This window comes from Streptosporangium carneum (assembly GCF_027922005.1).
Taxonomy (GTDB): Bacteria; Actinomycetota; Actinomycetes; order Streptosporangiales; family Streptosporangiaceae; genus Streptosporangium; species Streptosporangium carneum.
This window is the reverse complement of the sequence record NZ_BSEV01000010.1, coordinates 252,196-279,000: the sequence shown is the minus strand read 5'-3', so window position 1 is coordinate 279,000 and position 26,805 is coordinate 252,196. Positions and strand designations below refer to the sequence as shown.

Annotated in this window: 25 protein-coding genes and 1 riboswitch; of the genes, 12 read left to right on the top strand and 13 right to left on the bottom strand. The window is 69.7% G+C overall.

Annotation, left to right across the window (positions count from 1 at the left end):
- Nucleotides 1–347: 347 nt before the first annotated feature.
- Nucleotides 348–1,139: a PhzF family phenazine biosynthesis protein gene (locus tag PKF00_RS23055; protein WP_271219687.1), complete on the bottom strand. Its 792-nt coding sequence runs from the start codon at nt 1,137–1,139 to the stop codon at nt 348–350.
- Nucleotides 1,140–1,330: 191 nt separating this feature from the next.
- Here PKF00_RS23055 and PKF00_RS23050 point away from each other — a divergent pair, with 191 nt between their 5' ends.
- Nucleotides 1,331–1,723 (top strand): cell division protein SepF, encoded by a 393-nt coding sequence (locus tag PKF00_RS23050; protein ID WP_271219686.1) that lies wholly within the window; start codon nt 1,331–1,333, stop codon nt 1,721–1,723.
- Nucleotides 1,724–1,747: 24 nt separating this feature from the next.
- Here PKF00_RS23050 and PKF00_RS23045 read toward each other — a convergent pair whose 3' ends face one another.
- From PKF00_RS23045 to PKF00_RS23030, 4 genes are all read right to left on the bottom strand, one after another.
- The gene (locus PKF00_RS23045) at nt 1,748–3,205 is read right to left on the bottom strand and encodes a hypothetical protein (RefSeq protein WP_271219685.1); all 1,458 of its coding nucleotides are present in this window, start codon (nt 3,203–3,205) and stop codon (nt 1,748–1,750) included.
- Between the two features lie 143 nt (nt 3,206–3,348).
- Nucleotides 3,349–5,085 carry an arginine--tRNA ligase gene (gene argS, locus PKF00_RS23040; RefSeq protein ID WP_271219684.1) on the bottom strand — a complete coding sequence of 579 codons (1,737 nt, stop codon included), beginning with the start codon at nt 5,083–5,085 and terminating at the stop codon, nt 3,349–3,351.
- A 164-nt stretch (nt 5,086–5,249) separates the two neighbouring features.
- Nucleotides 5,250–6,296: a phosphate acyltransferase PlsX gene (plsX, locus tag PKF00_RS23035; protein ID WP_271219683.1), complete on the bottom strand. Its 1,047-nt coding sequence runs from the start codon at nt 6,294–6,296 to the stop codon at nt 5,250–5,252.
- A 72-nt stretch (nt 6,297–6,368) separates the two neighbouring features.
- Nucleotides 6,369–6,968: a DUF1707 SHOCT-like domain-containing protein gene (locus tag PKF00_RS23030; RefSeq protein ID WP_271219682.1), complete on the bottom strand. Its 600-nt coding sequence runs from the start codon at nt 6,966–6,968 to the stop codon at nt 6,369–6,371.
- A 173-nt stretch (nt 6,969–7,141) separates the two neighbouring features.
- On the opposite strand from PKF00_RS23030, the gene PKF00_RS23025 reads away from it, so the two are divergent.
- Together PKF00_RS23025 and PKF00_RS23020 are read left to right on the top strand one after the other, a co-directional pair.
- Nucleotides 7,142–8,464 (top strand): KamA family radical SAM protein, encoded by a 1,323-nt coding sequence (locus tag PKF00_RS23025; protein WP_271219681.1) that lies wholly within the window; start codon nt 7,142–7,144, stop codon nt 8,462–8,464.
- Nucleotides 8,465–8,922: 458 nt separating this feature from the next.
- Nucleotides 8,923–9,816, top strand: a complete 894-nt coding sequence (locus PKF00_RS23020; RefSeq protein ID WP_271219680.1) for a hypothetical protein — start codon at nt 8,923–8,925, stop codon at nt 9,814–9,816.
- Nucleotides 9,817–10,302: 486 nt separating this feature from the next.
- Here the strand turns inward: PKF00_RS23020 and PKF00_RS23015 are convergent, their stop codons facing one another.
- The 4 genes from PKF00_RS23015 to PKF00_RS23000 all read right to left on the bottom strand — a co-directional run bounded on the left by PKF00_RS23015 (nt 10,303) and on the right by PKF00_RS23000 (nt 13,096).
- Entirely contained in the window at nt 10,303–10,491 is a 189-nt protein-coding gene (locus PKF00_RS23015) for a hypothetical protein (protein WP_271219679.1), read from the bottom strand.
- 212 nt (nt 10,492–10,703) lie between these two features.
- A complete protein-coding gene (locus PKF00_RS23010) occupies nt 10,704–11,225 on the bottom strand; it encodes a YbhB/YbcL family Raf kinase inhibitor-like protein (protein ID WP_271219678.1) in 522 nt (173 codons plus the stop codon).
- Nucleotides 11,226–11,310: 85 nt separating this feature from the next.
- Entirely contained in the window at nt 11,311–12,162 is an 852-nt protein-coding gene (locus PKF00_RS23005) for an ABC transporter ATP-binding protein (RefSeq protein ID WP_271219677.1), read from the bottom strand.
- Nucleotides 12,155–13,096, bottom strand: a complete 942-nt coding sequence (locus PKF00_RS23000; protein WP_271219676.1) for an ABC transporter permease — start codon at nt 13,094–13,096, stop codon at nt 12,155–12,157. The genes PKF00_RS23005 and PKF00_RS23000 overlap by 8 nt, the downstream gene beginning before the upstream one ends.
- 498 nt (nt 13,097–13,594) lie before the next feature.
- Here PKF00_RS23000 and PKF00_RS22995 point away from each other — a divergent pair, with 498 nt between their 5' ends.
- From PKF00_RS22995 to PKF00_RS22975, 5 genes are all read left to right on the top strand, one after another.
- Nucleotides 13,595–15,226 carry a peptide ABC transporter substrate-binding protein gene (locus PKF00_RS22995; RefSeq protein ID WP_271219675.1) on the top strand — a complete coding sequence of 544 codons (1,632 nt, stop codon included), beginning with the start codon at nt 13,595–13,597 and terminating at the stop codon, nt 15,224–15,226.
- 144 nt (nt 15,227–15,370) lie between these two features.
- Nucleotides 15,371–16,309 (top strand): ABC transporter permease, encoded by a 939-nt coding sequence (locus PKF00_RS22990; RefSeq protein ID WP_271219674.1) that lies wholly within the window; start codon nt 15,371–15,373, stop codon nt 16,307–16,309.
- On the top strand, nt 16,302–17,273 hold the full coding sequence (locus tag PKF00_RS22985; protein ID WP_271219673.1) for an ABC transporter permease: 972 nt from the start codon (nt 16,302–16,304) through the stop codon (nt 17,271–17,273). The genes PKF00_RS22990 and PKF00_RS22985 overlap by 8 nt, the downstream gene beginning before the upstream one ends.
- A gap of 13 nt (nt 17,274–17,286) precedes the next feature.
- Entirely contained in the window at nt 17,287–18,324 is a 1,038-nt protein-coding gene (locus tag PKF00_RS22980) for an ABC transporter ATP-binding protein (protein WP_271219672.1), read from the top strand.
- Entirely contained in the window at nt 18,308–19,297 is a 990-nt protein-coding gene (locus tag PKF00_RS22975; protein WP_271219671.1) for an ABC transporter ATP-binding protein, read from the top strand. Before PKF00_RS22980 ends, PKF00_RS22975 begins: the two co-directional genes overlap by 17 nt.
- Nucleotides 19,298–19,416: 119 nt before the next feature.
- On the opposite strand, the gene PKF00_RS22970 is transcribed toward PKF00_RS22975, so the two are convergent.
- Both PKF00_RS22970 and PKF00_RS22965 read right to left on the bottom strand, forming a co-directional pair.
- A complete protein-coding gene (locus PKF00_RS22970; RefSeq protein WP_271219670.1) occupies nt 19,417–19,686 on the bottom strand; it encodes a hypothetical protein in 270 nt (89 codons plus the stop codon).
- Nucleotides 19,687–20,050: 364 nt separating this feature from the next.
- Nucleotides 20,051–20,854 (bottom strand): SAM hydrolase/SAM-dependent halogenase family protein, encoded by an 804-nt coding sequence (locus tag PKF00_RS22965; RefSeq protein ID WP_271219669.1) that lies wholly within the window; start codon nt 20,852–20,854, stop codon nt 20,051–20,053.
- 116 nt (nt 20,855–20,970) lie between these two features.
- On the opposite strand from PKF00_RS22965, the gene PKF00_RS22960 reads away from it, so the two are divergent.
- The 3 genes from PKF00_RS22960 to PKF00_RS22950 all read left to right on the top strand — a co-directional run bounded on the left by PKF00_RS22960 (nt 20,971) and on the right by PKF00_RS22950 (nt 22,815).
- Nucleotides 20,971–21,309, top strand: a complete 339-nt coding sequence (locus PKF00_RS22960; protein WP_271219668.1) for a DUF3263 domain-containing protein — start codon at nt 20,971–20,973, stop codon at nt 21,307–21,309.
- 103 nt (nt 21,310–21,412) lie between these two features.
- Nucleotides 21,413–22,180, top strand: a complete 768-nt coding sequence (gene otsB, locus PKF00_RS22955; RefSeq protein ID WP_271219667.1) for a trehalose-phosphatase — start codon at nt 21,413–21,415, stop codon at nt 22,178–22,180.
- Between the two features lie 35 nt (nt 22,181–22,215).
- Nucleotides 22,216–22,815: a hypothetical protein gene (locus tag PKF00_RS22950; protein WP_271219666.1), complete on the top strand. Its 600-nt coding sequence runs from the start codon at nt 22,216–22,218 to the stop codon at nt 22,813–22,815.
- Here the strand turns inward: PKF00_RS22950 and PKF00_RS22945 are convergent.
- Complete coding sequence (locus PKF00_RS22945) at nt 22,793–24,166, bottom strand: MFS transporter (protein WP_271219665.1); 1,374 nt, start codon at nt 24,164–24,166, stop codon at nt 22,793–22,795. The two genes, PKF00_RS22950 and PKF00_RS22945, sit on opposite strands and share 23 nt — an antisense overlap.
- Nucleotides 24,167–24,421: 255 nt before the next feature.
- Complete coding sequence (locus PKF00_RS22940) at nt 24,422–25,852, bottom strand: alpha,alpha-trehalose-phosphate synthase (UDP-forming) (RefSeq protein WP_271219693.1); 1,431 nt, start codon at nt 25,850–25,852, stop codon at nt 24,422–24,424.
- A 96-nt stretch (nt 25,853–25,948) separates the two neighbouring features.
- On the opposite strand from PKF00_RS22940, the gene PKF00_RS22935 reads away from it, so the two are divergent.
- Nucleotides 25,949–26,509, top strand: coding sequence for an RNA polymerase sigma factor (locus tag PKF00_RS22935; RefSeq protein WP_271219664.1), 561 nt, complete (start codon nt 25,949–25,951; stop codon nt 26,507–26,509).
- A 154-nt stretch (nt 26,510–26,663) separates the two neighbouring features.
- Nucleotides 26,664–26,804, top strand: a riboswitch (SAM riboswitch).
- Nucleotide 26,805 lies beyond the last annotated feature (1 nt).

Genomic DNA, 26,805 nt, shown 5'->3' with positions numbered 1-26,805 from the left:
CGGGGACGGTGTGGGAGAGTAGGTCGCCGCCGGACAATCTTTCAAGGAGGGTCACCCCGTTCGGGGTGGCCCTTCTTTGCGTTTCCGGGACTTTTCCCGGGCCATTCCGTGTGCGGGACCGGACCCTTTTCTCTGCTCCCTGTTCCCTTCGTGTTCCGGCTGCCTGCCGTCTCCGGGCGCCTCTACGTGGTCTTTTCTTCTCCAGCTTTCCGGGCCTCCCGGTGCTGTCCGCCGCTTCTGTCGGTAGGAGTTGGCATGATTTTTTGGTGGAGCCGGTCGGTGCCGGGGCGGCGAGAAGCGATGGGGTGGGAGGTGCGGGGAACTTGGGAGGATCTTCGGGCGTCGTATTAGATGTGGAGCTTGCCGGAGAGAACGGTCACCGCGCGTCCTGCCAGCTCGACCCGGTCGCCTCGGATGGTCGTACGGACCAGGCCGCCGCGCTGGGAGATCTGGGCGCCGACCAGAGTCTCAGGGCCGAGCCTGTCCGACCAGTAGGGCGCCAGCGCGCAGTGGGCGGAGCCGGTCACCGGGTCCTCGGGGATGCCCACTCTGGGGGCGAAAAATCGGGAGACGTAGTCAGCGCCCGGCTGCGATGCTTGGGCCGTCACGATGATCCCTCTCGCGTCCACGGCTTCCAGCGCGCGGAAATCAGGGGAGACGGTCCGCACTGTCTCCTCGGACTCGACCTCCACCAGGTAATCCCACTCGTTCTTACCGACCCAGCGAGGCTCGACCCCGAGCGCGTCCACCAGCCCTTCCGGCGGACTCACCTCCTCAAGGACCTTGGCGGGAAAATCCATGCTGATCAGACCTGTTTCGTCTCTGTTTGTGGACAGGATTCCACTCTTTGTCGCGAACCTGAGGGTTTCCGGAACTGATCGTGTGGAATACAGCACATGCGCCGTCGCCAGGGTCGCGTGCCCGCACAGCTCGACCTCCACCGCCGGTGTGAACCAGCGGAGGGAGTACGGCTCGTCGTCGGTCGCCCCGCTGAGCAGGAAAGATGTCTCGGAGTGCCTCATCTCGGCTGCGAGGGACTGCATCCAGGCGTCCGGGACCGCGTTGTCGAGTAGGCAGACTCCTGCGGGGTTACCCTTGAAAAACTGATCAGTAAACGAATCGACTGTATAGATATGCATGACGTAACCCTAGCCGTACGGGAGATAAGCGTCCCAGAACGGGTAGAGGGACCGAGCAGACCGGTGCGCTAGCCGTACAAAGTGGGAATATGCGCTGGGCGTGTCGCGCGGCGAACCTTACTTCGTCGGTTACCGTCCAAGGTTGTAGGGACAGGCCGAGCACGGCGTGGTCCTGAGGAAAGGACGAGCCGATGGGGGCAGTGCGTAAGGTGGCGAGCTACCTTGGCCTGGGCGGTGCAGAGGATTACGACGAGGCCTACGACTACGACGACGAGGTCGAAGTCGAGGGGGAGGACTGGCAGCCGGCTTCCGAGCGTGCGGCCAAGCGCTGGCGCGCGATGGTCGAGCCCTCGCGGATCGTCATGCTCACACCGCGCAAGTACAACGACGCCCCGACCATCGGAAAGCACTTCCGCGAAGGCCAGACCGTCATCATGGACGTCAACTGCATGAGCACGGCCGAGGCCACGAGGATGGTCGACTTCGCCGCAGGACTGGCCTACGGCTGTGAGGGGCGCATAGAGCGCATCGCGGAGAAGGTCTTCCTGCTGGCTCCGGCAGAGGTGGAGATCACCACCGCCTGACCTGCGTGACGCCCCGGCGTCCGGCTACCCGGCGCGGGGGCCCCTGCGCAGCAGGCGGGTCAGCTCCGCCAGGTCGGAGCTGGCTCCTTGGGCGCGCTTCTCGGCCTCGCGGCCGTACTCGTGCAGTGCCCACACCGCGCCGTCGGCCAGCTCCCGCAGCTCGGAGAGCTGCTTCCTGACGTATTCCGCGTCCGCCCGCTCGCGCTCACGGCGCAGCCAGAGCTGGTGCGCTCCCCCGGCGGCCAGCACCAACGCCAGCGCGGCGGCGGGCAGCGGGAACGGGGTGACGACCGCGGCGACCAGGGCCAGGACCGTGAGGGCCAGCAGAGCGTAGGCGAGCCAGGGCCTGCCTCTGACGGGGACGCTCTCCACGGCGATGTGCCGTTCGGCGGCGGCCAGTGATTCGAGGTTCGGTCCTCCGGGGCGGAGGATCACACGGTGCCCCAGGAGCGGCATGGTGACCGACTCGGGCGGGGAGACCTGGGTGGCCTTCGCGAGCCCCTCCGCCGCGGTCCGCACGATCGGTGCGACGACATGCAGCGCGATGGCGGCGAGGGAGGGGTCGGAGCAGGCCCGCAGGTCGGCGAGGAGATGGTCGGTGAGCGGCTTCGCGGCCCTGTCGGGAGCCTCCGACCCGCCGAAGCCGTTCGCGGCCCTGTCAGGGGCGCCGGGGCCGTTCTGAGCCTTGTCGGAAGCACCGGAAGCACCGGAAGCACCGGAAGCGCGGGAGCCCGGGGAGTCGGCGGCGTCCGCGCCGATCAGCTGGCGCAGCACGCTCAGCGTCTCGTTCGCGGCCCACGGGGTCGGGGGCCTGCCTGCGCGGCCCGCGGGCTTTCCTCCCGCGCCCGCCCTGGTCGTGGTGATCTCGGTGCAGCGGCCGAGCAGACGGGTCAGCTGGGCCGCCGCCTGCACCGGCTGGGCGAGCTCGGGCAGTTCGGCCAGCTCGGGAAAGTCGACGAGGGAGGGCGGGACCACCATCGAGGGCTCGTGCGGCGTCAGGGCGCTCAGCCACCGGGCGGGCTCGCTCCGCGAGGGCACGGCGACCGCGTCGAGTTTGCGAAGCACGAAGATCTTGCCTGCCGGGCCGTACGCGCCCTGGGCGGCGGCGAGCCAGAGCGCGCGCTGGCCACGGGTCACCGGCTGGTCGAGTGACAGCTCGCCGAAGGCGATGCCCATCCAGGAGGCGTGGATCCGGTCGCCCTGTCCGCACAGAGCCAGCGCGAGGCACAGGAACAGGGCGGTCCGCTGCTCGTCGAGCTGGGCGGCGCGGCCCAGGGGTTCGAGCGCGTCCTCGCCGCGGACGAGCAGCACGAGGGCCTGAACGGCGGGGGCCAGCCAGTAGCCGGGGACGTCCGGCGAGCTCGTCGGGATCGTGGACGTCGTGGAACGGGTGGCGTCGGCGGCCAGGTTCGCCAGGAGCGCCTCTGCGTAACGCTGCAACTCCGTCCTGGCGTGAGGGTTCGCGGTCAGGTCCGTGCTCAAAGCAGAGAACTCTCCGAAGTTGTGACCGATGACCGCGCCAGCGTAGTGCGATTCGGTCATCCCCGGCGGGAGGCGCGCCGAACCCAACTTTGCCGGATGATCGCCTTGATTTGGCGAATCAAGGCGATCATCCGGTGAATGGCTCACATACGTTCGGGCACCGGGACGCCGAGCAGCTCCAGACCGGTCTCCAGCACGCGCAGGGTGAGCGCGCACAGGGCGAGCCGCGAGGCGCGGACGGCCGGGTCGACGTCGCTTCTCAGGACGGGGCAGTTCTCGAAGAACGTCGTGAAGGCGCTCGCGGTGTCGAAGAGGTAGGCGGCGAGTTTGTGCGGCGCCGATCCCTCCGCGACCTCCGTCACGACCGCGCCGAACCCGAGGAGCTTCAGCGCCAGGGCGCGCTCGGCCGGGTGACCGATGACGATCGGGCCGGTGGCCTGCGCCGGGTCGACGTCGCCCTTGCGGAAGATGGAGCGGATCCGGGCCTGGGCGTACTGCAGGTAGGGGCCGGTGTTGCCGGTCAGCGCGAGCATGCGGTCGAAGTCGAAGACGTACTCGCTGTCGTGGCTGACGGACAGGTCGGCGTACTTGACCGCGCCCATGCCGACGGCGTGGGCGATCTCCCTGCGCTCGGTCTCCTCGTAGTCGCTGTCACGGATGACCTCGGCGGCCCGTGTCTCGGCCTCGTCGAGGAGGTCCAGCAGTTTGATCGAGGCTCCGCTGCGGGTCTTGAACATCTTGCCGTCGCTGCCGAGCACGCTGCCGATCTGGACGTGCTCGGCGCTGACGTGGTCGGGCAGCCAGCCGGCCATCCTGGCGGAGTCGAACAGCATCGACATGTGCTGGGCCTGGGTCGCCCCGATCACGTAGAGGATCCGGTCGACCTTCAGGTCCTGGACGCGGTAGCGGATCGTGGCCATGTCCGTGGTGGCGTAGCCGTACCCGCCGTCGCTCTTGCGGATCATGAAGGGGAGCGGCTGGCCCTCGCGCCCGGTGTAGCCGGGCGGGAAGACGCAGAGCGCGCCGTCGCTGACGACGGCGATCCCGCGCTCCTGCAGCTCGTCGCAGACCTGGGCGAGCGCGTGGTTGTACATGCTCTCACCGGCGATGTCGTCGTCGGTCAGCGTCACGCCGAGCTGGGTGTAGACCTTGTTGAAGTAGCGGACCGTGGCGTCCATGAAGATGTGCCACAGCCGCATGGTCTCCGGCTCCTCGGCCTGGAGGGTCACCACCCGCGCGCGGGCGCGCCTGTTGAACTCCGGGTCGGAGTCGAACTTGGCCCTGGCGGCCTGGTAGTAGGCGTTGCCCTCGCCCGCCTCGAGCTGGGCGACGGCGTTCTTCTCGCCGATGTCCAGCAGGTGCTCGATGAGCATGCCGAACGGGGTGCCCCAGTCGCCCAGGTGGTTCTGCCGGATGACCTTGTTGCCGAGGTGCTCGTGGACGCGGGCCAGCGCGTCGCCGACGATGGTCGTGCGCAGGTGGCCGACGTGCATCTCCTTGGCCGCGTTGGGCGCGGAGTAGTCGATCGCGACGATCTGCGGGACGGCCGACGGGGCGACGCCGCTGCGCGGGTCCTGGAGCACCTCGTTGGCCTGGGCGGTGATCCAATCGTCCGAGAGCGTGATGTTCAGGAAACCGGGGCCGCTGACCTCGACCGTTCCGGGGAATCCGGCCTCGGTGAGGCGGTTGGCGATCTCCTGGGCGACCTCCCGCGGGGTGCCGCGGTCCAGCCGTCTGCTCAGGCTCATGGCCACGTTCGCCTGGTAGTCGGCGAACTGCGAGGGGCGGATCAGCGGGTCTGCGTCGGAGTGCTCCGTACCGAAGGCGGCGGCCAGCGCCTGCTGGACGCGCTCGGTGAGTACGAGCTGCGGGTCGGTCATATCTCAAGGGTATCGGTTGGCCCGTTGTGACCCCGCGATTTGTTGGGGATCGCACGATCTTGGGAACGGCCGTCGGCGTGGGGGGAGCCGCCCTTCCGCCTCGCGACGGGATCGCCGGCGGAGTGGCAGGATCGCCGGCGGACGGCGAGGAGGCGGCCGGGCGGTCACCAGAGGCGGTGCGGCCGGTGCGAGGCGGCCAGGCGTTCGCCGATGCGGTTCACCACTCCGTGGCGGGCGAGCTCGGTGGCGAGCACGCACGCGGCGCTGACTCCCTTCGCCTGCGAGGCGCCGTGCGCGATGACCACGGTGCCGTTCAGGCCGAGCAGTACGGCTCCGCCGTGCACCTCGGGATCGAGGCGCTGGTGCAGCTGCCTGATCCGCTTCCTCTGCAGCAGCCCGCCGATCCTGGCCGTGCGGCTCTCCTGGATCGTCTCGCGAAGCTCGGAGAAGGCGTAGCGGACGCTGCCCTCCATGGTCTTGAGGGCCACGTTGCCGGTGAAGCCGTCGGTGACGATGACGTCCACGACCCCGGTGAGCAGGTCATGTCCCTCGATGTTGCCGACGAAGTTCAGCCCGGGAGCCGCGGAGAGCAGCTCGTGCGCCCGTTTGACGAGTTTGTTGCCCTTCTCCGGTTCGCTGCCGATGGTCAGCAGGCCGACCCTGGGGTTCTCGATCCGCAGGGCGGTCTCCGCGTAGGCGGCTCCCAGGTGGGCGAACTGCACCAGCGTCTCCGGCTTGACCTCGGCGTTCGCTCCCGCGTCCAGCAGGATGGTCGGGGTCGGCAGGGTGGGCAGGGCGACGGCGATGGCGGGTCTGAGCACTCCCTGCTGGCTGCGGAGCCTGAGCTTGCCCGTGGCCACGATGCCCGCCGTCGATCCGGCGGACACCACGGCCGAGGCGTCGCCTCGCCGGACGAGGTGGCAGGCGACGGCGATGCTGGATCGCGGGCGGCGCAGGCTGGCCAGGGCCCCCTCGTCCATGGCCAGCGCCTCCTCCGCGCGGATGATCGGGATCTCGGCGGACGCGCCGTGCAGGGAGAGCGCCTCGTGGAGAGGGCGCGGCTCGCCGACGAGGAGGACGCCGATCCCGTGCTCCCTGACGGCCTGTACGGCTCCCGCCACGATCTCGTCGGGGGCGTGGTCGCCGCCCATCGCGTCCAGCGCGATCGGCATGGCGGCCGGTGTGGCGCGGGGTGCGTCGGTATCAGGCAAGCGGTCACCTCGTGCGGGATGTTTTGTCCGCATCGTAGGCGTGGTTGACGGTCGGTGACGCAGCCGGGGGGATCAGGGCCTGTCCGGGAGGTTCCAGTCGGTTCTCTCCCTGGCGACGATGATCTTTCCGAAGGAGGCCTTTCCGATGACCCTGATGACGGGGCCGTTGGCGCCGCCGACGCCGCCGGAGATACTCCGCTTGGAGAACAGCGCGCCGACCTCGTCGATGATGTGGGCGTTCTCCGGCACCCTGACGATCAGCTTGCCGAAGAGGGAGTTCACCTCGAGGGTGATCTCCCGTCCGGGCAGCACGGCGTCCGACAGGTCCACGATCAGCGCGCCGAAGGTGGCGTTCAGCGTCGTGTGGCGGCCGGCGAGCCACCGGCCGCCCTTGACGATCTTGCTGAAGACGGCGCTGACCTCCTGCTTGCCCACGGCGGGCTCGCCGTTCGAGGCCGGGGTGTCGGGCAGGTCCTCGGTGATGGGGACGAGCTCGCCCATGGTCACGGCGTTGTAGGTCGTTTCGAGGCGGTTGGCGTGCTCGACGCTGGTGAGGCGGCCGGTGGCGAGGGCTTCGCCCAGCACGGTGGCCACGCGGTCGCGGTCGGCGTCTGAGGCGCGCAGCGCGGGGTTGGTGCCGGACACGCGCGGTGCGGGTTCGGGGGAGGTCATGGAAGAGATTGTACGGCTGTTCGAGATATATCGCGAGGATGACGCAGGGTGAACTTGCCGAGTAATGGAACCGGTCATAGGTGTGGTTACGTCCGGGTATATAAGCGCCAAGGACGCGCGAGTAGCAGGAGAGGTTTACATCAAGAGCAATAAAAACCGGAGGGAAAACCTTAGTGAGCTTGCAGGAGAGCTCTGCGCGCGGGTTTCGGGCCTACACCGCGAAGCATCTCGACGACTTGCTGCGACGGGCCGGTCTCGACGACGAACACCGGATCCGAGTCAGGGCGGTTGCGACCGTGCTGCCCTTCCGCACCAACGCATATGTGGTGGACCACCTCATCGACTGGTCGGCCGTGCCCGACGACCCCGTCTACCGTCTGGTCTTCCCCCAGCCGGACATGCTGCCTGAAGCGGACGTCACCAGGTTGGCGGCTCTCCTGCGGGGCGACGCCCCGAACGCGGAGATCCAGGCGGTGGCGCACGGGATCAGGCGACGCCTCAACCCGCATCCCGCCGGGCAGCTGGACCTCAACGTCCCGCACGTCGGCGACGATCCGGTGCCCGGCATGCAGCACAAATACCCTGAAACCGTGCTCTTCTTCCCCAAGCAGGGGCAGACCTGTCACGCCTACTGCACCTACTGTTTCCGGTGGGCGCAGTTCGTCGGCGAACCCGACCTGAAGTTCGCCTCGAACGACGTCGCCACCCTGGTCGGTTACCTGAAGGAGCACCCTGAGGTGACAGGGGTGCTGCTCACCGGCGGCGATCCCATGATCATGGGGGAGCCGGTGCTCCGCCGCTACCTGGAGCCGCTGCTCGAACTGGAGCAGCTCGAGTCCATCCGCATCGGCACCAAGTCGCTGGCCTACTGGCCCCAGCGCTTCGTCTCGGACCCGGACGCCGACGACACGCTGCGCCTGTTCGCCTCCGTGGCCGAGGCGGGCAAGAGCCTGGCGTTCATGGCGCACTTCTCGCATCCGAGGGAGATGGAACCGCCCGTCGTGGCGGAGGCGGTCAGCCGGGTGGTGTCGACCGGCGCCGTGATCAGGACCCAGGCGCCGCTGATCAGGTCGATCAACGACCATCCCGGGACGTGGGCGTCGATGTGGCGCGGGCAGCTCAGGATGGGCATGGTGCCGTACTACATGTTCGTCGAGCGTGACACGGGGCCGCAGGACTACTTCGCCGTTCCCCTCGCCAGGGCGTACGAGATCTTCAGGGACGCCCACGCGAGCGTCTCCGGGCTGTGCCGTACGGTGCGGGGGCCCTCCATGTCGTCCACGCCGGGCAAGGTCTGCGTGGACGGCGTAGCGGAGATCGCCGGGCAGAAGGTGTTCGTGCTCCATCTCATCCAGGCGCGTGATCCCGAACTGGTCGGACGCCCCTTCTTCGCGCACTACGACCCGAAGGCCGTGTGGCTCACAGATCTGCGGCCCGCCTTCGCCGACCGCTTCCCGTTCGAGCCCGCACCGGTCGCCCGGCGGCTGTCCGCCTGATCCGGGCGGGTCAAGCGGACATCAGGCAACGGGAAAATCTGACGTCGCGTTCCGGGGCCTCTCTTTTCCGGCTCTTTTCCGGCCCCCCGGATCGGACGCGAGGATGACGCGTCTTCGTCCTTGTGTGGTTTCACGGCTTGTGTAGCGACATATGGGGGCGCCGGCTGCCGATCCTTGCACTGTTATTTCCATGTTTAGCGGTTGTGTCGGGTGGCCTTTTGCGGTCACCCGACACGACCCTGCTGGAGCTCCAGACCCTGCCCAGAAGGGAAAATCGATCACCCTGAGCGGGCCGAGGCGTCAGGCACGGCGGTGATACAAATGCCGAGCAGCTTCCGGCCGGCGCGTTTCGTGTAGCCCTCCGTATCGCGTCCGCCGGTAACACAGGGTCTCAAGCCCGTTCTTTCCTGGGAATTCCCAAAAGACCAGGCGGGCCGATTACAAGCTGAAAGGCAATCATGAGGCGAGTCATCAGCGCGGTCGTGTCCGTGGCGGCGTTCGGTTTCGCGGCGGCGCTCTGCGCCCCCGCCCAGGCGCAGTCGCAGGAGCGGGAGCAGGGCCGGGCGCGCGACGTTCTCGGCGGCGGGGGCACGGTCGACGCCCTCTCCGTGACGATCGGCGGGCTCACCGGCGGCATGGTCGACGGCCGGGCCGTGCTGGCCGGTCTCGACGGGCGGCTCGCCCGGCAGGCGGGCTCTCCGGCGGACCTGACCGTTCCCGACGGCCTGGCGAGCGCCTGGGAGGTCCCGGTGGACGGCGCGCCGCTGGGCGCTCCGGCGGTGGGTTCCAGCACCGACGGAGTCGAGAGCCTGCTGATGAGGGTCTCCGACGCCGTCGAGGAGTTCATCGGAGTCTCCGCGGACAAGCTCACCTCGGACGGCTCCCCGACGGGCGCGGGGATCGGCGCGTGGTCGCTGCCCGAGGACGCCGAAGGCCTGACCGGCCTCGCGGACGCCCCCGGCGGCCCTGTCGGTCCCAGGGGCCTCGACGACCTCGACAGCCTCACCACGACGACCGGAGGGACCCTCGGGAACGCCGAGACCTCCCTGGAGGGGATCCGGGGGCTCGCCGAGCGCCGGGCCGGGGTGAACGGTCTCGTCGACGTGACGGACCAGGCGGTCCCGCGGGGCGCGGAGCGGGCGGGCGCCGTCGCCCCCCTGGTGGGCGCGGTGTCCCCGGTCGAGGCCGCGCCGGTCGTCAGGGCCGCCACCCCGCTCGTCCGCTCGGCCTCCGCCGACGAGCTCCCGCCGCTGCTGGGAACCACCGCGGCGGAGGGCGCGGGCGCCGTCAACGGAGCCGTCGGCTCGGCCGCCGACACCACCGCGGGGACCACCGGGACCGCCGCGAAGTGACCGCGCGAACGCCCTGCCCGTCTGGGGCTCTCGGAGCCGTCGCCCGGGCGCCTGGGGTCCTGGCGGCCCGCTCCCTCGTGGGATCTGCAGAACCTCGCGGGATCCGTGGAACCTCGCGGGCGGGGCGGTCGCGTGACCGGGGCGGCCTCCTGACCGGGGCGGTCGCGTGAGCGCGACGGTCATGTGAGCGCGACGGCCCCGTTCAGGAGACGGGAGAGCCGGCCGGTGCCCCACCGGCCGGCTTCTTCGTCTCCGCGCCCTTCGGCTCCCCGGGGACGGCGTCTGCCCGACATGGGGACGGGGTGCGCGGTGACCGCGAGCGCGAAGGCGCGCCGGTCGAGGGCGCGGCAGGGGCGAGGCGCTCCCGGCGTGGGGGCGTGTGACGCCCCGGGGCGTCGTGAAGGGGTTTGCCGGGCGTGGAGGCTGTGGGACGGCCTGGGCGGGGGCGGAGGGACGGGCGGTCGACCGGGAGACGCGGTCGTCGCGCTAGGGGTTCTGCAGGTCCGGGAGTCGCACGGATGTGCGGCGGGCGATCTGGGCCTGGAGTCTGGCCATCTGCCAGTGCAGCTCGATGAGCTGCTCGGCGAGCTGGAGACGGGGAATCTCGGACGGGTCCTCTGTGGCCAGGTGGTCGATCGCGGTCGACAGCTCCTGCATCGCGCGCCCCCACTCCATGACGACTTCCTAGGATCGAAACAACGTTCGAATCATAGCGGAACGCCGATCACAGTGTCAGTTGATTGGCGGCCGGGACGCTCCGTTGTTCTTTGCCTTCGCGAGGGGGCGGCGAAGCGGATGCGTGAACAGGGAGAACACCGGTCGAGGGGGTCCGCCGCGACACGCCGGCGGTCGTCGCGCGACACGCCGGCGTCGCGATCGAGGCTCGCTCAGGTCTCGTAGACCGGGGCGATGTATCCCCTGGCCAGGGTGTGGGCGGTGATGTTGAAGCCGACCACGGCGGGCGGGGAGTCCGGGCCGACGTCGAGCTTGTCCACGTCGAGGGCGTGCACCGCGAAGAGGTAGCGGTGCGGCCAGCCGGGAGGCGGCGCGGCGCCGCCGTAGGCGTTGAGGCTGTAGTCGTTGCGGCCGTGCACGCCGAAGGAGGTGTCCGGGCCGCCCGCGCCCGTGGGCAGCTCGGTCACGTCGGCGGGGATGTCGAACAGCAGCCAGTGCCAGAACCCGCTGCCGGTGGGGGCGTCGGGGTCGAAGCACGTCACCGCGTAGCTGAGGGTGCCCTCAGGGGCCCCGGACCAGCGCAGGTGCGGGGAGATGTTCTGCCCGTTCGACCCCCAGTCGTCGAACACATGGGCCAGCGACAGGGTCTCGCCGTCGCGGACGTCGTCGCTCTCGACGGTCAGCGCGGGGACCTGGGGCAGGAAGTCATATGGAATCGGCGGCCGTGAGGACACGGATTCACCTCCGATGGGAGCGCGGTTTCGGTCGCTCCTCATCCTGCCCTGTCGCCGGGCCTCGTAGGCGGACCCGGCTCCGCCGTCAGGCGTTGTAGGCGGCGAGCACCGTCTTCGGGTCGCCGTCCATCTTGATCTTCCCCTTGTGCAGCCAGATGACCCGGTTGCAGGTCTCCTCGATCACGTCGAGGTTGTGGGCGACCAGGAAGACCGTGCCCGCCTCCTCGCGCATCTGCATGATGCGCTCCTGGCTCTTGCGCTTGAAGTCGCGGTCGCCGGTCGCCAGGGCCTCGTCGATGAGCAGCACGTCGTGCGCCTTGGCCGAGGCGATGGCGAAGCGCAGCCTCGCGCCCATGCCGGAGGAGTATGTGGACATGGGGAACTGAACGAACTCCCCGATGCCGGAGAAGTCGACGATGTCGTCGTACTTCTCCTTCACCTGAGGGGGGGTCATGCCCATCGCGTAGCAGCCGAGGACGATGTTGCGCTCGCCGGTCAGCTCCCGCATCAGCGCGGCGTTGACGCCGAGCAGGGAGGGCTGGCCGTCGGTGTAGACCGCGCCGGAGTGCGGTGGCAGCAGCCCGGCGATGGCGCGCAGCAGCGTCGACTTGCCGGAGCCGTTGCGGCCGATGATGCCGATGGCGTCGCCGTGGTAGGAGACGAAGGACACCCCGCGGACGGCGTGCACCTCCTTCATCTGCGGCCTGCCCTGACGCTTGACCAGGCGCATGAGGGCGTTGGCCGCGTTGCCCTTCTCCGCCTCGGTGGCCGCGCCGTACACCCGGTAGATGATGTGCAGGTCGTCCACGATGACCGTCGGGGTGCCCTCGCGGGGGTTGCGGGCGGGCTCCGGGTCGGGATGCACCCTGACGTCCTTGGTCGGGGCGCCGGGCTTGTCAGCCTTCACTTGGGGCAGCTCCTCGGTCAACTCAGCCACGGCCGTACTTCTCCTCGGCTCGCCAGAAGTACCAGAAGCCACCGATCAGGGCGAACAACGCCCAGAATACGCAGGTGAACCATACCCAGGGCCGGGTGGGGTGCGTCTGGATGAGCAGGTCGCGCATCAGCTCGATGTAGGAGGCGGCCGGGTTGAAGTACATGAGGTCGGCGACCCACTGAGGCAGGCCCGCGCCCTCGACCACCCTGTCCTGGATGGAGAAGAACACGCCCGAGGCGTAGAGCCAGGTGCGCATGATGAAGGGCAGCAGCTGGTTCAGGTCGCGGGCGGTCGAGCCGACACGGGCCAGGACCAGGCTGGCGCCGACGTTGAACATCGTCTGCAGCAACAGCGCGACCGGGATCAGCAGCCACAGCCAGGTGATCGGCTGGCCGGTGATCAGCACGAGCAGGAACAGCACACCCATGGAGATCAGCAGCTGCTGGAACTCCTGGATCGTGTAGGCGAGCGGGAGCGCCGCACGGGGAAAGTGCAGGGCGCGGATCAGCGACAGGTTTCCGGAGATCGACTTCGCGCCGCCGGTCACCGAGCGCTGGGTGTAGGTGAAGACGAACATCCCGGTGATGAGGAAGGCGATGTAGACGTTGGCGGGCATGTCGCCCTTGGCGCCGAGGATCACGCCGAACATCAGCCAGTAGATCGCCGCGTTGAGCAGCGGGGTCAGGACCTGCCACAGCTGGCCCAGGGCTGAGGTGCTGTACTTCGAGACGTTGCGCGAGGTGGCGTACGTCATGACGAAGTGCCGTCGTTCCCACAACTGGCGTAGGTAGACGTTCAGGCGAGGGCGTGCGATGGCACGCCGAAGTCCGTAACGCTCGGCGAGCTTGGCCAGCGGCTCCTGCTGTTTGGCAGGGGTGCCGTTACTCGGGCCGCCCGCCTGGGCGTCCGCGACCGCGGATTCCGGCTGGCTCATGGCAAGGACTCTATTGGATGCGAGTGGATGAAGTGCCTGCGGCGGTGCTCCGCCGCACACATTGGACGGGATCTCCGGGAAAGAGGTTCCAGGGCAATTGTGCGGTTCGCCGGCGAGCCTTCGGCCCTCTGCGACCTCGTCAACGTTAGCCCAGGCGTGGGTCGCTCGTGGGCAATGGACGCGAGCACCCGAGGTGCAGGGGTATTTTTGCCTGACCCTTCCTCTCCCACATGCACTTTTATGCTGATTCGGCAGCTCCCTGTGGGGTTGGGCGGGTCGAGTTGGCGGCCGTACGGTGTCATGGCTACGCATGCGTGACCGAACTGCAACATCACAGAGACAGCTCGGTGTGGAGCGGTGCGGAATAGTCGCGTCCGACCGGTGTGGCGTCGGCGCGTCGGCCGGGACGGCGAGGTGGAGGGGCACGGGCCCTTCGTCGGTCGCCCGGATTTCGGGAGCCCATGGCGACGCCCGCCTGCAAAGGGAGGAAAGACCGTAATGCGCGTTACTAGGAGCGCACGGATCATCGCTGGTATCGCGCTGCTCGCCCTGGGGGCCGCCGCGTGCGGCGGTCAGGCCGCCACCGGCGGAGGCGCCGACGGCGACCAGCCCGTGCGCATGGAGCTCGCCGAGCCGCAGAAGCTCTTCTACCCGGGCGACACCATCGAGACCGAGGGAGCCGAGGTCCTGGGGGCGCTCTTCGCCCCGCTGGTGTCCTACAACGACGACAAGCAGGTCGTCGACAACGTCGCCGAGTCGATCAAGTCCCCCGACAGTACGGTCTGGACGATCAAGCTCAAACCGGACTACACCTGGCACAACGGCGAGCCGCTGATCGCGGAGAACTACGTCGACGCGTGGAACTTCGCCGCCAACCGTGACAACGCCCAGGGGGCGAACAGCTTCTTCAGCCGCATCGAGGGCTGGGCGGACCTGAACCCCTCGGACAAGAAGCAGCCGGTCCTGGCCGAGAAGATGAAGGGCCTCAAGGTCGTCGACGAGAGGACCTTCCAGGTCACGCTGAGCAAGCCGTTCTCGCAGTTCAAGACGATGCTCGGCTACGTGGCCTTCTACCCTCTGCCCAAGGCGGCCTTCGGCGAGGACGGCAAGGTCACCGAGGCGTACGCCAAGCAGCCCATCGGGCAGGGCTACTTCAAGATGGACAAGCCATACAACAAGGGCACTGACCGGACGATCGACCTGACCCGCTACGACCAGTTCCCCGGGGCGAAGCCCAAGTTCGACAAGCTCCAGTTCAAGATCTACTCCGACTCCGAGACGGCGTTCAACGACCTGCGCGCGGGCGCACTGGACATCCACGACTCGCTGCCCCCCGCCGCGATCGCCAGCGCGAAGGCCGAGCTCGGCGAGCGCTACATCGACCAGGCGGACGCGGGCGTCGGCTACATCGGCTTCCCGCTGCAGTACAACGACACCTATTCGAACGTGAAGATCCGCGAGGCCATCTCCATGGCCATCGACCGCAAGACGATCACCGAGACGGTCTTCGCCGGAACCCGTGCCCCGGCCGACGACTTCATCAACCCCCTCCTGGACGGCTACCGGCCCAACATCTGCACGGTCTGCACCTACGACCCGGCCAGGGCCAAGACGCAGTACGTGGAGAACAACGGCCCGGGCTCGCTCGAGCTGGGCTACAACACCGACGGCGCGCACAAGGAGTGGATCGAGGCCGTCGCCAACAACCTCCGCGCCAACCTCGGCGTCGAGGTCAAGGTCAAGCCGTTCGAGAAGTTCGCCGTCGTCCTCGACAACCTGGTCAAGAAGGACTACGGCGGCATGTTCCGGATGGGCTGGTTCATCGACTACCCCTCGGTCGAGAACTACCTGACCCCGGTCTTCTCCACCGTCGCGATCACGACCGGCTCCAACTACGCGGGCTGGTCCAACAAGGAGTTCGACGACCTCCTGGCCGAGGGCGACGCCGCCGGGACGCTGAAGGAGGGCCTGAAGTACTACCAGCAGGCCGACGACGTCCTGATCAAGGAACTGCCGTACATCCCGGTCTTCTACTACCGGACCAACGCCGCGTACTCCCAGCGCATCAGAGGTCTGAAGATCAACCTGATCAACCTGGTCGAGTGGAACAAGATCGAGAAGATCGGCTGACGGGCGTCCCGGGGCCGGGCACGGCCCCGGGGCCCGAGGGGTGCGGGGAGACGGCCCTCCCCGCACCCCTCGGCAGCCCCTCCCGGGCCGCGTGACCCGCCGGCCCCCGAGGAGCGTCCTCGACGGCACGCACGGAGGCTTGAAGTGGGCCGGTACATCACCAGACGGCTGATCCAGGCGATCCCCGTCCTGCTGGGCGCGACCCTGCTCATCTACGCCGTCGTCTTCGCGCTGCCGGGCGACCCGATCGAGGCGCTGGCGGGCGACAAGCGGATCGATCCCCACATCGTCGACGTCCTGCGTGAGCGCTACCACCTGAACGACCCGTTCCTCGTCCAGTACTGGCACTACCTCACGGGCCTGTTCCGGGGAGACTTCGGCGTCACCTTCGCCGGGGTCCCGGTGGGGGAGGTCATGGCCGGCAAGTTCCAGGTGACCGTCAACCTGGCGATGACGGCCCTGGTCATCGAGGCGGTCATCGGGATCGGCCTCGGCCTGTACGCGGCGTTGCGCCACGGCAGGGCCCAGGACACGCTGATCCTCGCGTCCACGCTGGTGCTCATCTCCATCCCCACACTGGTCACCGGCTTCGTGCTCCAGCTGCTCCTGGGCGTCAGGCTCAAGCAGGCCGGGCTCGACCTCTTCCCGGTCGCGGGCGTCACCGGGGACCTGCGCGGTTACCTCCTGCCCGGCTTCGTGCTCGCCGGGACGTCGATCGCCTACCTCGCCAGACTGACCAGGGCCAGCCTGGCGGAGACGCTGCGCGCCGACTACGTCCGCACCGCGATCGCCAAGGGGCTGCCCAGGCGCAGGGTCGTCGGGCGGCACGCGCTGCGCAACGCGCTGATCCCACTGGTCACCTATCTCGGCGCCGACCTCGGCACGCTGATGGGCGGCGCGGTGATCACCGAGACGATCTTCAATCTCCCCGGGATGGGACAGCAGCTCTTCACCTCGGTCTACCTGCGGGAGCAGCCCGTGGTCGTGGGCACGGTGACCTTCCTGGTGCTGGTCTACATCCTGGCGAACCTGGTCGTCGACCTGCTCTACGCCGTTCTCGACCCGAGGATCCGCTATGGGTGACTCCCCTGCTCCGGCCACAGGACATGCCAGGCACGCCAGGCGGCCGAGCCGGTTCAGGTCGTCCGGTTCGTCCAGAGGGTCGGGACGGCGGGGACGAGCGCAGGAGATCAGGCCCGCGAGCCTGTGGAGCGACGCCTGGCAGGACCTGCGCGGACGTCCGCTGTTCGTCGGCGCGGCCTTCATCATCATCGTTTTTCTGGCCATGTCGGCGTTTCCCCGGCTGTTCACCTCGGTGAACCCGTTCGACGCCGCGACCTGCCAGCTCTCCGACGCCAGGCAGGGCGTGAGCGGCCTCCACTGGTTCGGCACGGACAACCTGGGCTGCGACGTCTACGCGCGCGTGGTGTACGGCGCCCGCAACTCGGTCGTGATCGGCGTGACGACCACGGTCGCGACCGCGCTGTTCGGCGGCCTGCTCGGCCTCGTCGCCGGCTTCACCGGCGGGGCCGTCGACACCCTGTTCTCCAGGATCACGGAGATCTTCTTCGCGATCCCCTCCGTTCTCGGCGCCCTGCTCATCCTGTCGGTCTTCCGTACCGGCAACGTCTGGACCGTCGTGCTGGCGCTGGCCGTGCTGGCCTGGCCGATGACGTTCCGCATCGCGCGGGCCGCGGTGATCACGGCCAAGAGCCAGGACTACGTGCTCGCCGCCGTCGGGCTCGGAGCCTCGGCCCCCCGGATCATGTTCCGGCACATCCTGCCGAACGCGGTCGCGCCCGTGATCGTGGTCGCCACGATCAACCTGGGGACCTTCGTCGCGGCCGAAGCCGGTCTGTCGTTCCTCGGCGTCGGGCTGAACTCGCCCGACATCTCGTGGGGCCTCATGATCGCCGATGCCCGCAGACGCTTTCTCGAGGCGCCCGGACCGTTGCTCTTCCCCGCGCTGTTCCTCAGCCTGACGGTGCTGGCCTTCATCATGCTGGGCGACGCCGTGCGCGACGCCCTCGACCCGAAGCTGCGGTAGGGAGGAGACAGACGTGTGGAGGTCCACGACACCGGCGGCGCGGGGCGGGGCAGGCCCGCACGACGGGCCGCTGCTCGCCGTCGACGACCTGCACGTGGAGTTCGTCACCAGGCAGGGCGTCGTCAAGGCGGTCAACGGGGTCAGCTACTGGCTGAACCCCGGTGAGACGCTCGCCGTGCTCGGCGAGTCCGGTTCGGGCAAGTCGGTCACCGCACAGGCGATCATGGGGATTCTCGACACGCCGCCCGCCCGCGTCTCCGGCGGCCGGATCCGCTTCCGCGGCACCGACCTGCTCAAGCTGCGGGAGGACGCCCGCTCCCAGATCAGGGGGCGGCGAATCGCGATGATCTTCCAGGACGCCCTCTCCGCGCTGAACCCGGTCTTCACCGTGGGCGCGCAGATCGGGGAGATGTTCCGGGTGCACCTGGGCGACTCGCGGCGGGAGGCGCACAGGAAGGCGATCGAGCTGATGGACCGGGTCCGCATCCCCGGGGCCAGGCAGCGGGTGCACGACTACCCCCACCAGTTCTCCGGCGGCATGCGCCAACGCGTCATGATCGCGATGGCGATCGCGCTCGACCCCGAGGTGCTGATCGCCGACGAGCCGACCACGGCGCTCGACGTGACGGTCCAGGCCCAGATCATGGAGCTGCTGGCGGAGCTGCGGCGCGAGAGCGACATGGGGCTGATCCTGATCACCCACGACCTCGGCGTCGTCGCCGACGTGGCCGACAGGATCGCCGTCATGTACGGCGGGCGGATCGTGGAGAACGCCCTCGTGCACGACGTCTACCGCGCCCCCGCCCACCCCTACACCAAGGGCCTGCTGGAGTCGATTCCCCGCGTCGACCGCAAGGGCAGGCAGCTGTCCGCCATCGAGGGCACGCCGCCGAACCCGCTCGACATGCCCCCGGGGTGCGCCTTCACCCCCCGCTGCTCCTACCGCCAGGACAACTGCGTCGCCGACGTGCCGCCGCTCCACAGGATCGGGCCGACGCGGGGCAGCGCCTGCCACTACTGGAGAGAGGTCCTCGATGGCAGCCACGGGTGAGCCGATCCTCGAGGTGCGGCACCTGGTCAAGCACTTCCCGCTGACCCAGGGCGCCCTCTTCAGGAAGCAGGTCGGGGCGATCAGGGCCGTCGACGGGGTCTCCTTCGAACTGCGGCGCGGCGAGACGCTCGGCATCGTCGGCGAGTCAGGCTGCGGCAAGTCCACGCTGGCCAAGCTCCTGACCGCGCTCGAACGGCCGACCTCGGGCTCGGTGCGGATCAGGGGACGGGAGATCGCCCATGCCAGGGGCGCCGAGCTGAAACAGGTCCGCCGCAACATCCAGATGGTCATGCAGGACCCGTACACCTCGCTGAACCCCCGGATGACCGTCGGCGACATCGTCGGCGAGCCGTACGAGATCCACCCCGAGGTCGTCCCCAAGGGTGACCGCCGCCGCGCGGTGCGGGAACTGCTGGAGGTCGTCGGCCTCAACCCCGACCACGCCGACCGCTACCCGCACCAGTTCTCCGGCGGCCAGCGCCAGCGCGTCGGCATCGCCAGGGGTCTGGCGCTCAGGCCGGAGATCATCATCTGCGACGAGCCGGTGTCCGCGCTCGACGTGTCGATCCAGGCCCAGGTCGTCAACCTGCTGGAGCGGCTGCAGGACGAGTTCGGCATCGCCTACGTTTTCATCGCCCACGACCTGTCGGTCATCCGCCACATCTCCGACCGGGTGGGCGTGATGTATCTGGGCAAGATGGTCGAGCTGGGCGCGGACGCCGAGATCTACGACCGCCCCGTCCACCCCTACACCCAGGCGCTGCTGTCGGCGGTGCCGGTGCCCGACCCTGAAGGGCGCGAACGGCGGCAGCGGATCATCCTCCAGGGAGACCCGCCCTCGCCCGCCAGCCCGCCGTCCGGCTGCCGCTTCCGCACGCGGTGCTGGAAGGCGCGGGAGGTCTGCGCGGAGCAGGAGCCGCTGCTGCAGATCAGGCCGGGCACCGCGCACGCCAGCGCCTGCCACTTCGCGTAGGGCCGCACCCCCGCCCGGGGTGCGGGAGTGGACTTCCACGTCATGGCGGAGCTCCGGCGGGAGACGGGAAAGGCCTCCCGCGGCTCGCGGGAGGCCTTCGCGGTCGTGCGTGCGGCGGGTTACTCGTTGGAGAGGCCGGAGATGTGCGTCGAGTTGACCAGGCGGTCGCGCCTGCCGCCGAGCAGCGCGCCGAACAGGCCGCGCCTCTGCTCGGCGCCGCCGATGGTGTCGGGCAGCAGGCCGTTCTCCTGGTTGTCTCCCTCGAAGAGGTCGCTGACCAGGTTGAAGAGCGGGTCGCCGCTGTTCACGGTGTCGGCGGACGCGACGGTGGCCGAACCGGTGACGGCGAGGCCGACGATGGCGGAAGCGACGAGAATACGACGGATCATGGTGTGGTTTCCCCCGAAGAACCCGGGACGAGCGCGTCCAGGTCGACACGCTCTGCTTCCGGGCGACTACATATGGTCGCCACGAGTATTCCGGGCGGCGGCGCGCCGGTCCAACACCGCCGGGCCCGGAGTGCGTCAAGCGGCGGCGATGATGGCGCAAGCGCGGCGGGGCTGACCCCCGCCCGGGGCAAGGCCGTTCCCGGTCCGGGTAATCCGCCGCGCGGGCCGTCCGGTCACCCTGGCCGTCCGGTCGTGTGAGCCGTCCGGTCCCCGGTGGTCCGCCGCGCCCGGTCGTCCGATGTGTCTCCGCCTCCTGGGAAGATGTGTCTCCGCCTCCTGGGAAGGGGGACGCCTCCGGTGGGCCTCAGGGCGCGGGGGACAGGCGCACGTGGGCTCCCGGCGGCAGCGCGAGCCGCTGGGAGGCGTCGCCCGAGTTGACCGCCAGCGCCACCATGCCCGCCGAGTCGACGAAGGCGACCAGCTCGCCCGGGGGAACCGCGGCGAACGTCTCCCTGAACGGCACCGAGACGTGCCGCCTGCCCAGCCAGACCACCAGCGTGCTGCCGGGGCGCACGCCGATGACGTTCAGGTCGTCCGCGCTGACCGTCAGCTGGGTGTTGCCGTGGCCGTCGACCGACAGCACCTCCCCCTCGACCGAGTCGTCGCGCACCTTCGAGGTGGGCACGGGCAGCGAGGCCAACCGGTCGAGCGGGATCTGCGGCCCCAGATCGGCCGGGGCGTGCCCTATCGCCAGACGCGCGGCCACGGGGGCGAGGATGTCGCGGCCGTGGAAGGTCGGCGAGACCGGTTTCCTGAAGAGCGCCTCGTTCGTGAGCTCCCAGGCGGCACTCGCGCCGCCGCAGGCGTTGACCGCCCACGACAGCACCCCGTTGTCCGGGCCGAGGAAGACGTGCTCGCCCGCCTCGACCGCCACCGCCCTGCGCGAGCCGCCCACGGGGTTCACCGCGACGACGTGGATGCTCGGCGGAAGGTGGGGGAGCGTCTGTGCCAGGATCGCCGCGGCGCGCCGTACGTCCCCTGCAGGGACCAGGTGGCACACGTCGATGATCCTGGACTCCGGTGCTATTCCGACGATCACGCCGTGGCAGGCGGCCACGTAGCCGTCCGCCAGGCCGTAATCGGTGAGAAGGGTGATGACTGAGGTCACATCTGGTGACTGTACGTCTCCACATCGGTCATGAACAGCAGGAAATTCCCGACTATCCTGGCATCGGGCCCGCGGACGTGGCCTGGTCGCCACGTGCTCGACCGAGGAGGACGGCAATGGACACCGCACCGATTCCCGGTGACAGTGCTCCCCGCGAGGCTCCCCGTGAGGCTTCCCACGAGGCTCCTCGCGAGCCGGTTTCGCGGCCTCTCACCGACCGGGAGCGGGAGCTGCTCGCCTTCGAGCGTCAGTGGTGGCGTTACCCGGGCGCGAAGGAGCAGGCGGTGCGCGAGGCCTTCGGCGTCTCCGCCACCCGTTACTACCAGCTGCTCGCCGAGCTCATCGACAGACCGGAGGCGCTCGCCCACGACCCGATGCTGGTCAAGCGCCTGCGCAGGCTCCGCGAGACGCGCAGGCGCGACCGCGCGGCCAGGAGGATGGGCTTGCGCCCCTGATCTCCGGGGTACGGCCGGTCATGCGCCCGGCGGCCCTGACGCCGGAACGTGTCCACGAGCCGGGCAGAGCGCCGGGCCGACGACGGATCGGGAGAGCATCGTCATGGAGACCCCCGAAGGACTGCGAGCCATTCTGGCCGACCCCGCGGGAGCGGTGATCGGCCTCGACTTCGACGGCACGCTCTCCCCGATCGTGCCCGACCCGGACGCGGCCAGGATCCATCCACGCGGTCCCGCGCTGCTGGCCAGACTGGGTGAGCGGATCGGCGCCGTGGTGATCGTGACGGGCCGCCCCGCCGCGAAGGCCGTCGAGTACGGCTCGCTGGCCGGGGTGCCGGGACTGGTCGTGCTCGGCCACTACGGCCTCGAACGCTGGGAGGCGGGCACGCTCACCGCGCCGCCCGTCCACCCGGGCCTGGCCAGGGTCAGGGCCGAGCTGCCCCCGCTGATCTCGGGCATCGAGGGCGCCAGGTTCGAGGACAAGGAACGGTCGGTGGCCGTGCACACCAGGCAGGCCGCGCAGCCGCAGGCCGCGCTCGACGCGCTGCGCGACCCGGTCGCCAAACTGGCGGCCGAGGCGGGGCTCGCGGTCGAGCCGGGCAAGTTCGTGCTGGAGCTGCGGCCTCCGGGGGTGGACAAGGGGATGGCGCTGAGCGCCTTCCTCGCCGAGCGCGCCGCGCGTTCGGTGCTGTTCGCGGGCGACGACCTGGGAGACCTGGCGGCCTTCGCGGCCGTCAGGGCGTCGGGGCTGCCCGGCGTGACGGTGTTCAGCGGCTCCGCGGAGATCACCGTCGAGGCGGACATCGTCGTCGACGGTCCCGACGGGGTGATGGACCTGCTCGGCTCGATCGCCGATGCCATTGGGAGTTAAGTCATCGACAAGTGGGGGCCGATAGCTTCCCCGCCATGAGAAAGAGCTCCCTCGCACTCGCCGCGCTGGCCGGCGCCGCCATGATCGTCGCTCCGATGACCGCCTCCGCCTCCGCCTCCTCTTCCGCCTCCTCCTCCGCGTCGGCCACGCAGACCCTCTCCTTCCGCGGCATGAACCTCAGGATCCCCTCGAGCTGGGTGGTCTACCGCGACACCGACCGGGTCAAGGTGGTGACGGGGGCGTGCGCCAAGCCCTCGGGGGGTTACTTCACGCCGAAGTGCGAGGCCTTCTGGATCTTCGGCCCCAAGCTGCTCAAGTACGGGCACGAGGGCTTCTCCCGTTACACGCCGGACCAGCCCTTCTACCCCGCCAGTGACGTCCAGGCCTGCCCGTTCGACGGCAGGCACGGCCAGGTCCTCGGCAAGGCGTACGCCACGGGCCTGCGCCAGGTGGGGCGGGGACACAAGGCCGAGTTCAGGGGGTGGTTCGGCCGGTGCGTCAAGCACAGCAACGGTCAGCAGACCGCGACCTTCCACCAGCGCGAGTGGTTCCTGCCCACGTCGAAGATCCTCGTCGTGGACGTGTGGGACAACTCGCGGCTGGTCGACGTGCTCACCTCGGCGACCTGGAGCTGACCGCGATCCCGCACACGGCCAGCGAGATCAGGACGGGGACCAGGAGAAAGGCCGGCTGGGTGCCGAACGCGTCGGCGAGCGCGCCCAGCAGGAACGGTCCCACGCCGACCGCGGAGCTGGCGAACAGCGAGCTCGCGGCCGTGGCCCGCTCGGGACGCGCGCTCGCGGACGTCAGCACGCGCGAGAGCGCCAGCGGGAAGTGCAGGGAGACCCCGACCCCCGACAGGACGAGCCCGGCGTACGACAGGACGGGGTTCGTGCTCGTCCAGAACACCAGCCATCCGGCGGCGGTGAGCGCGAGCGCCCCCGTCAGCAGGGGAGCGGTCGGGATCCGCAGGGCGAGCCTGGCCCCGCCGAACCGCCCGACCGCCAGCCCGGAGGTGAAGGCGGTCAGCGCGGTCGCCGCGACCGCGGGGGACAGCCCCGTCCGGTCGGTGACCAGTTTCGCGGCCCAGAGGTTGAAGGAGAACTCCAGGGCGACGCAGCAGAACAGCACCGCTCCGGCCAGGTAGAACCGCCAGCCGAGCCCGGATCCCCCGCTGTCCCGCTCGCGTCCGCCGCGCTGGCCGTGTCCCACGGGCCCTCCGGGGCCCCGGGACGCTTCGGGGCCCCCGTGTCCGCCGGTCTCCTCGTGCCCTTCGCGCCCGCTGAGGGCTCCGGCGTCCGCCCGCTCCGCGAGCCGTCCGTGTTCCCCGTGTTCCTCGAATTCCTTGTGCCCTGCGGACTCCTCGGGTCTCCCGCGCCCCGCACGGGCCCCGGCGTCCTCCCGCTCCGGGATCCACGCGCGGCCGAGGGTGAGCGCGAGCACCGTGGTCAGCACCGGGGTGACCAGCAGTGCCGCCCGCCAGCCGAGCGCGCTCTGCGCGGCGAGGCTGACGACGAACGGCGCTCCCAGGCCGACGGTCCCCGCGACCGCGTTGGCCTCGCTGATCGCCGCGGGACCCGCGGGGCCGTGGTGGTCGCTGAGCACGGACATGCCCGTGTAGAGGCTGATGGAGCCCATCCCGCTGGCGATGCCGTACCCCAGGAGCGTGACCGGCAGCGCGTCGCTGAGAGTCACCAGCAGCACCCCGGCGTTCATCCCCGCCAGGCCCGTCCAGGTCGCGGCACGGCGGCCGATCCTCCTGGTCAGCCAGGGGAGCGCCAGACCGGTCAGGACGCCGCCAACGGCCATCATGGTGCCGTGCAGGCCCGCGACCGTCTGTGAGACCCCCTGCTCGGCGCTGAGCATCGGCAGGGCGGCGCTGAGGCTGTACAGGTAGGTGGCGAAGGCGCCGAGTTGCAGGTAGAGAAGCCAGGTCGGGCGGTCACGGGTGAGCCGGGCGGGCGCGGTCACTGTTCTCCCGGACATGCAGTTATGACGAAAAGTCCGCTGAAATTATCTCACGTAACAGCAAAAAAGACTTGGGGGAGCAGGGCGGGACACGGAAGTCGAACCCGTCCGGGACGGCGAGCCGGCCGGAAAAGGCGGGCCCAGGTGGGGCGAGAGTCCGCGGGGCGGATCCCAGGCGGGGCGGGAGCCGACAGGGCAGGTCCCGGGCGGGGCGGTGAGCTGGTCGGGCGGGGTGGTCCCGGGGAGACAGACGGCGGCTGAGGAGGGCGGATCTCAGGTGAGGGCGGCGAGCTGGTCGGAGAACCAGCGGTGCGGGGGGAGCGCGGTCGCGGCGCAGGCCAGCCTGCCTCCCCTGCGGGCGCGCTCGGCCTCGGGCATGACGAGGCCCGCGTGGATGGCGTGGGCCGTGGCCGAGACGTCGTAGGGGTTCACCAGCAGGGCGTCCTCGCCCAGCTCGGCCGCGGCTCCCGCCTCGCGGGACAGGATCAGCGCGCTCTGCGGGGACAGGACGGGCCCCTCCTTCGCCACCAGGTTCATGCCGTCGCGGATCGGGTTGACCAGCATCACGTCGGCGAGGCGGTAGGCGGCCAACGACCGGGGATAGTCGTCCTGGACGTTGAGGATCAGCGGGTCCCAGTCCTCGGTGGCGTACTCGTCCTCGATCTCCAGGGCGCAGCGCTGGACCGCCGCGGTGTACTCCCGGTACTCGGGCAGGTCGTGGCGCGAGGGGTAGGCGAAGGCGAGGTGCACGACCCTGCCGTGCCACTCGGGATGCGCCGCCAGGAACTCCCGGTAGGCGGTCAGACCCCTGACGATGTTCTTGGACAGCTCGGTCCTGTCGATCCGCACGATCAGCTTGCGGTCGCCGACCTGCTCCCGCAGGGCGGCCATGTGGGACTCGACGTCGGGCTCGGAGGCCCGCGCCCAGAGCGCCTCGCCGTCCACGCCGAGGCCGTGCACCCCGATCCGGGTGGTCCTGCCGCCGTGGGTCACGCCGAGGGCCGCACGGTCGACCTCGGCGCCGAGCACGCTCTCGCAGCAGTCCATGAAGGCCCCGGCCCACCGGGCGGTCAGGAACCCCGCGTGGTCGGCGCCGAGGATGCCTTCGAGGAGCTCGGTCGCGACCTCGTCGGGCAGCAGGCTGAAGTACTCGGGAGGGGCCCACGGGGTGTGGGAGAAGTGCGCGATCCGCAGGTCGGGCCGCTCGACCCTGAGCATGGCGGGGACCAGGCCCAGGTGGTAGTCCTGCACCATCGTCTTCGCGCCGTGCGCGGCCTCCTCGGCCAGCGCCATCGCGAACGCCTCGTTGTAGGCCTGGTAGGACTCCCACTCCCTGCGGAACCTGGCGTCGAAGTGGGGCCGGTTCGGGGTGTCGTAGAGGAGGTGGTGGACGAACCAGAGGGTGGAGTTGGCGATCGCGTTGTAGGCGCGGTGGAAGGTCGCCGCGGGGATGTCGAGCATCCGCAGCGCCCCGGTCTCGTAGCCCGCCTGGTCGAGGCGGCCGCCGGGGGCCAGTCGTACGGCGCTGCGGTCGCCGTCGGACAGGGCGGCGCAGACCCACAGGACGTCGAGGTCGGTGGCCACCCCCGACAGGCCGGAGACCAGGCCGCCGCCGCCCCTGCGCATGGTCAGGGCGCCGTCCTCAGACAGGGTGAAGGAGACGGGGCCGCGGTTCGAGGCCACCAAAATCGCACTCATTTTGATCCCCTCGCCTAGGGACGTGCTTGTCCCGAAGGTTAACCAAACATAACCGGCGACCGTAGGATGTCGAGCGACTGTGACCGCTGATGGGGGCTCGTGATGGCGCTGGACGAGACGACCGAGGACCTGGCCCGCGCAGCCGCCGGAGGCGACCACCGGGCGCTGGGCGAGCTGCTGAAGCGGATCGAGCCCGACGTGCTACGGCACTGCGGGCGGATCCTTCCCTACCGGCAGGACGCCGAGGAGGCGTCCCAGGACACCCTGCTGGCGGTGGCCCGCAACATCGGCCGCTTCGAGGGGCGGGCGCGTTTCAGCACGTGGCTGCACATCGTGACCGCGAACTGCGCGCGCACCACCTACCGCTCGCTGAAGCGGCGCGCCGCCGAGCAGAGCTCGGACGAGCTGCCGCTGCACAACAAGCCGGACGTCGCCAGGGTGAGTGTGATCGCCGGTTCCCGGCTCGACCTGCTCGACGCGATGGAGGCGCTGGAGACGGACAAGCCGGAGCTGGCCCAGGCGCTGGTGCTGCGCGACATCTGCCAGCTCGACTACAACGAGGTGGCCGAGCAGCTCGGCATCCCGCTGGGCACCGCGAAGTCCCGCATCCACCAGGCTCGCAAGTACGTCCAGGGGGCGTTGGGCGACGCCTACGGCTTCTGACCCGTCCTCAAGGACCCGCGGGCGGCGGCCCGCCGCCCGCGGGCCTGTCCGATCAGTGACACGCCCTGTCTCGCCCAATGAGACGCCTGGTCAGGATCCCGACCGGGCGAGGTAGAGTGCTTGAGACCTGCGCGTCAGGTTCACAACTACATATTGCTCATCCAGAGGGGTGGAGGGACCGGCCCTGCGAAGCCCCGGCAACCCTCCCGGTTAAAGACTCGCGATCTGGCGAGGTCGGCCGGGACAGGTGCCAATTCCGGTCTGTGACCAGGGTGGTCGCAGACGAAGATGAGGGA

What these genes read in the sequence shown, in the direction of transcription:
- PKF00_RS23055 (WP_271219687.1), bottom strand. Translation starts at nt 1,139, where the DNA reads ATGCATATCTATACAGTCGATTCGTTTACTGATCAGTTTTTCAAGGGT.
- PKF00_RS23050 (WP_271219686.1), top strand. Translation starts at nt 1,331, where the DNA reads ATGGGGGCAGTGCGTAAGGTGGCGAGCTACCTTGGCCTGGGCGGTGCA.
- argS (WP_271219684.1), bottom strand. Translation starts at nt 5,085, where the DNA reads ATGACCGACCCGCAGCTCGTACTCACCGAGCGCGTCCAGCAGGCGCTG.
- PKF00_RS23030 (WP_271219682.1), bottom strand. Translation starts at nt 6,968, where the DNA reads ATGACCTCCCCCGAACCCGCACCGCGCGTGTCCGGCACCAACCCCGCG.
- PKF00_RS23020 (WP_271219680.1), top strand. Translation starts at nt 8,923, where the DNA reads ATGAGGCGAGTCATCAGCGCGGTCGTGTCCGTGGCGGCGTTCGGTTTC.
- PKF00_RS23015 (WP_271219679.1), bottom strand. Translation starts at nt 10,491, where the DNA reads ATGGAGTGGGGGCGCGCGATGCAGGAGCTGTCGACCGCGATCGACCAC.
- PKF00_RS23000 (WP_271219676.1), bottom strand. Translation starts at nt 13,096, where the DNA reads ATGAGCCAGCCGGAATCCGCGGTCGCGGACGCCCAGGCGGGCGGCCCG.
- PKF00_RS22995 (WP_271219675.1), top strand. Translation starts at nt 13,595, where the DNA reads ATGCGCGTTACTAGGAGCGCACGGATCATCGCTGGTATCGCGCTGCTC.
- PKF00_RS22985 (WP_271219673.1), top strand. Translation starts at nt 16,302, where the DNA reads ATGGGTGACTCCCCTGCTCCGGCCACAGGACATGCCAGGCACGCCAGG.
- PKF00_RS22975 (WP_271219671.1), top strand. Translation starts at nt 18,308, where the DNA reads ATGGCAGCCACGGGTGAGCCGATCCTCGAGGTGCGGCACCTGGTCAAG.
- PKF00_RS22970 (WP_271219670.1), bottom strand. Translation starts at nt 19,686, where the DNA reads ATGATCCGTCGTATTCTCGTCGCTTCCGCCATCGTCGGCCTCGCCGTC.
- PKF00_RS22960 (WP_271219668.1), top strand. Translation starts at nt 20,971, where the DNA reads ATGGACACCGCACCGATTCCCGGTGACAGTGCTCCCCGCGAGGCTCCC.
- otsB (WP_271219667.1), top strand. Translation starts at nt 21,413, where the DNA reads ATGGAGACCCCCGAAGGACTGCGAGCCATTCTGGCCGACCCCGCGGGA.
- PKF00_RS22950 (WP_271219666.1), top strand. Translation starts at nt 22,216, where the DNA reads ATGAGAAAGAGCTCCCTCGCACTCGCCGCGCTGGCCGGCGCCGCCATG.
- PKF00_RS22945 (WP_271219665.1), bottom strand. Translation starts at nt 24,166, where the DNA reads ATGTCCGGGAGAACAGTGACCGCGCCCGCCCGGCTCACCCGTGACCGC.
- PKF00_RS22935 (WP_271219664.1), top strand. Translation starts at nt 25,949, where the DNA reads ATGGCGCTGGACGAGACGACCGAGGACCTGGCCCGCGCAGCCGCCGGA.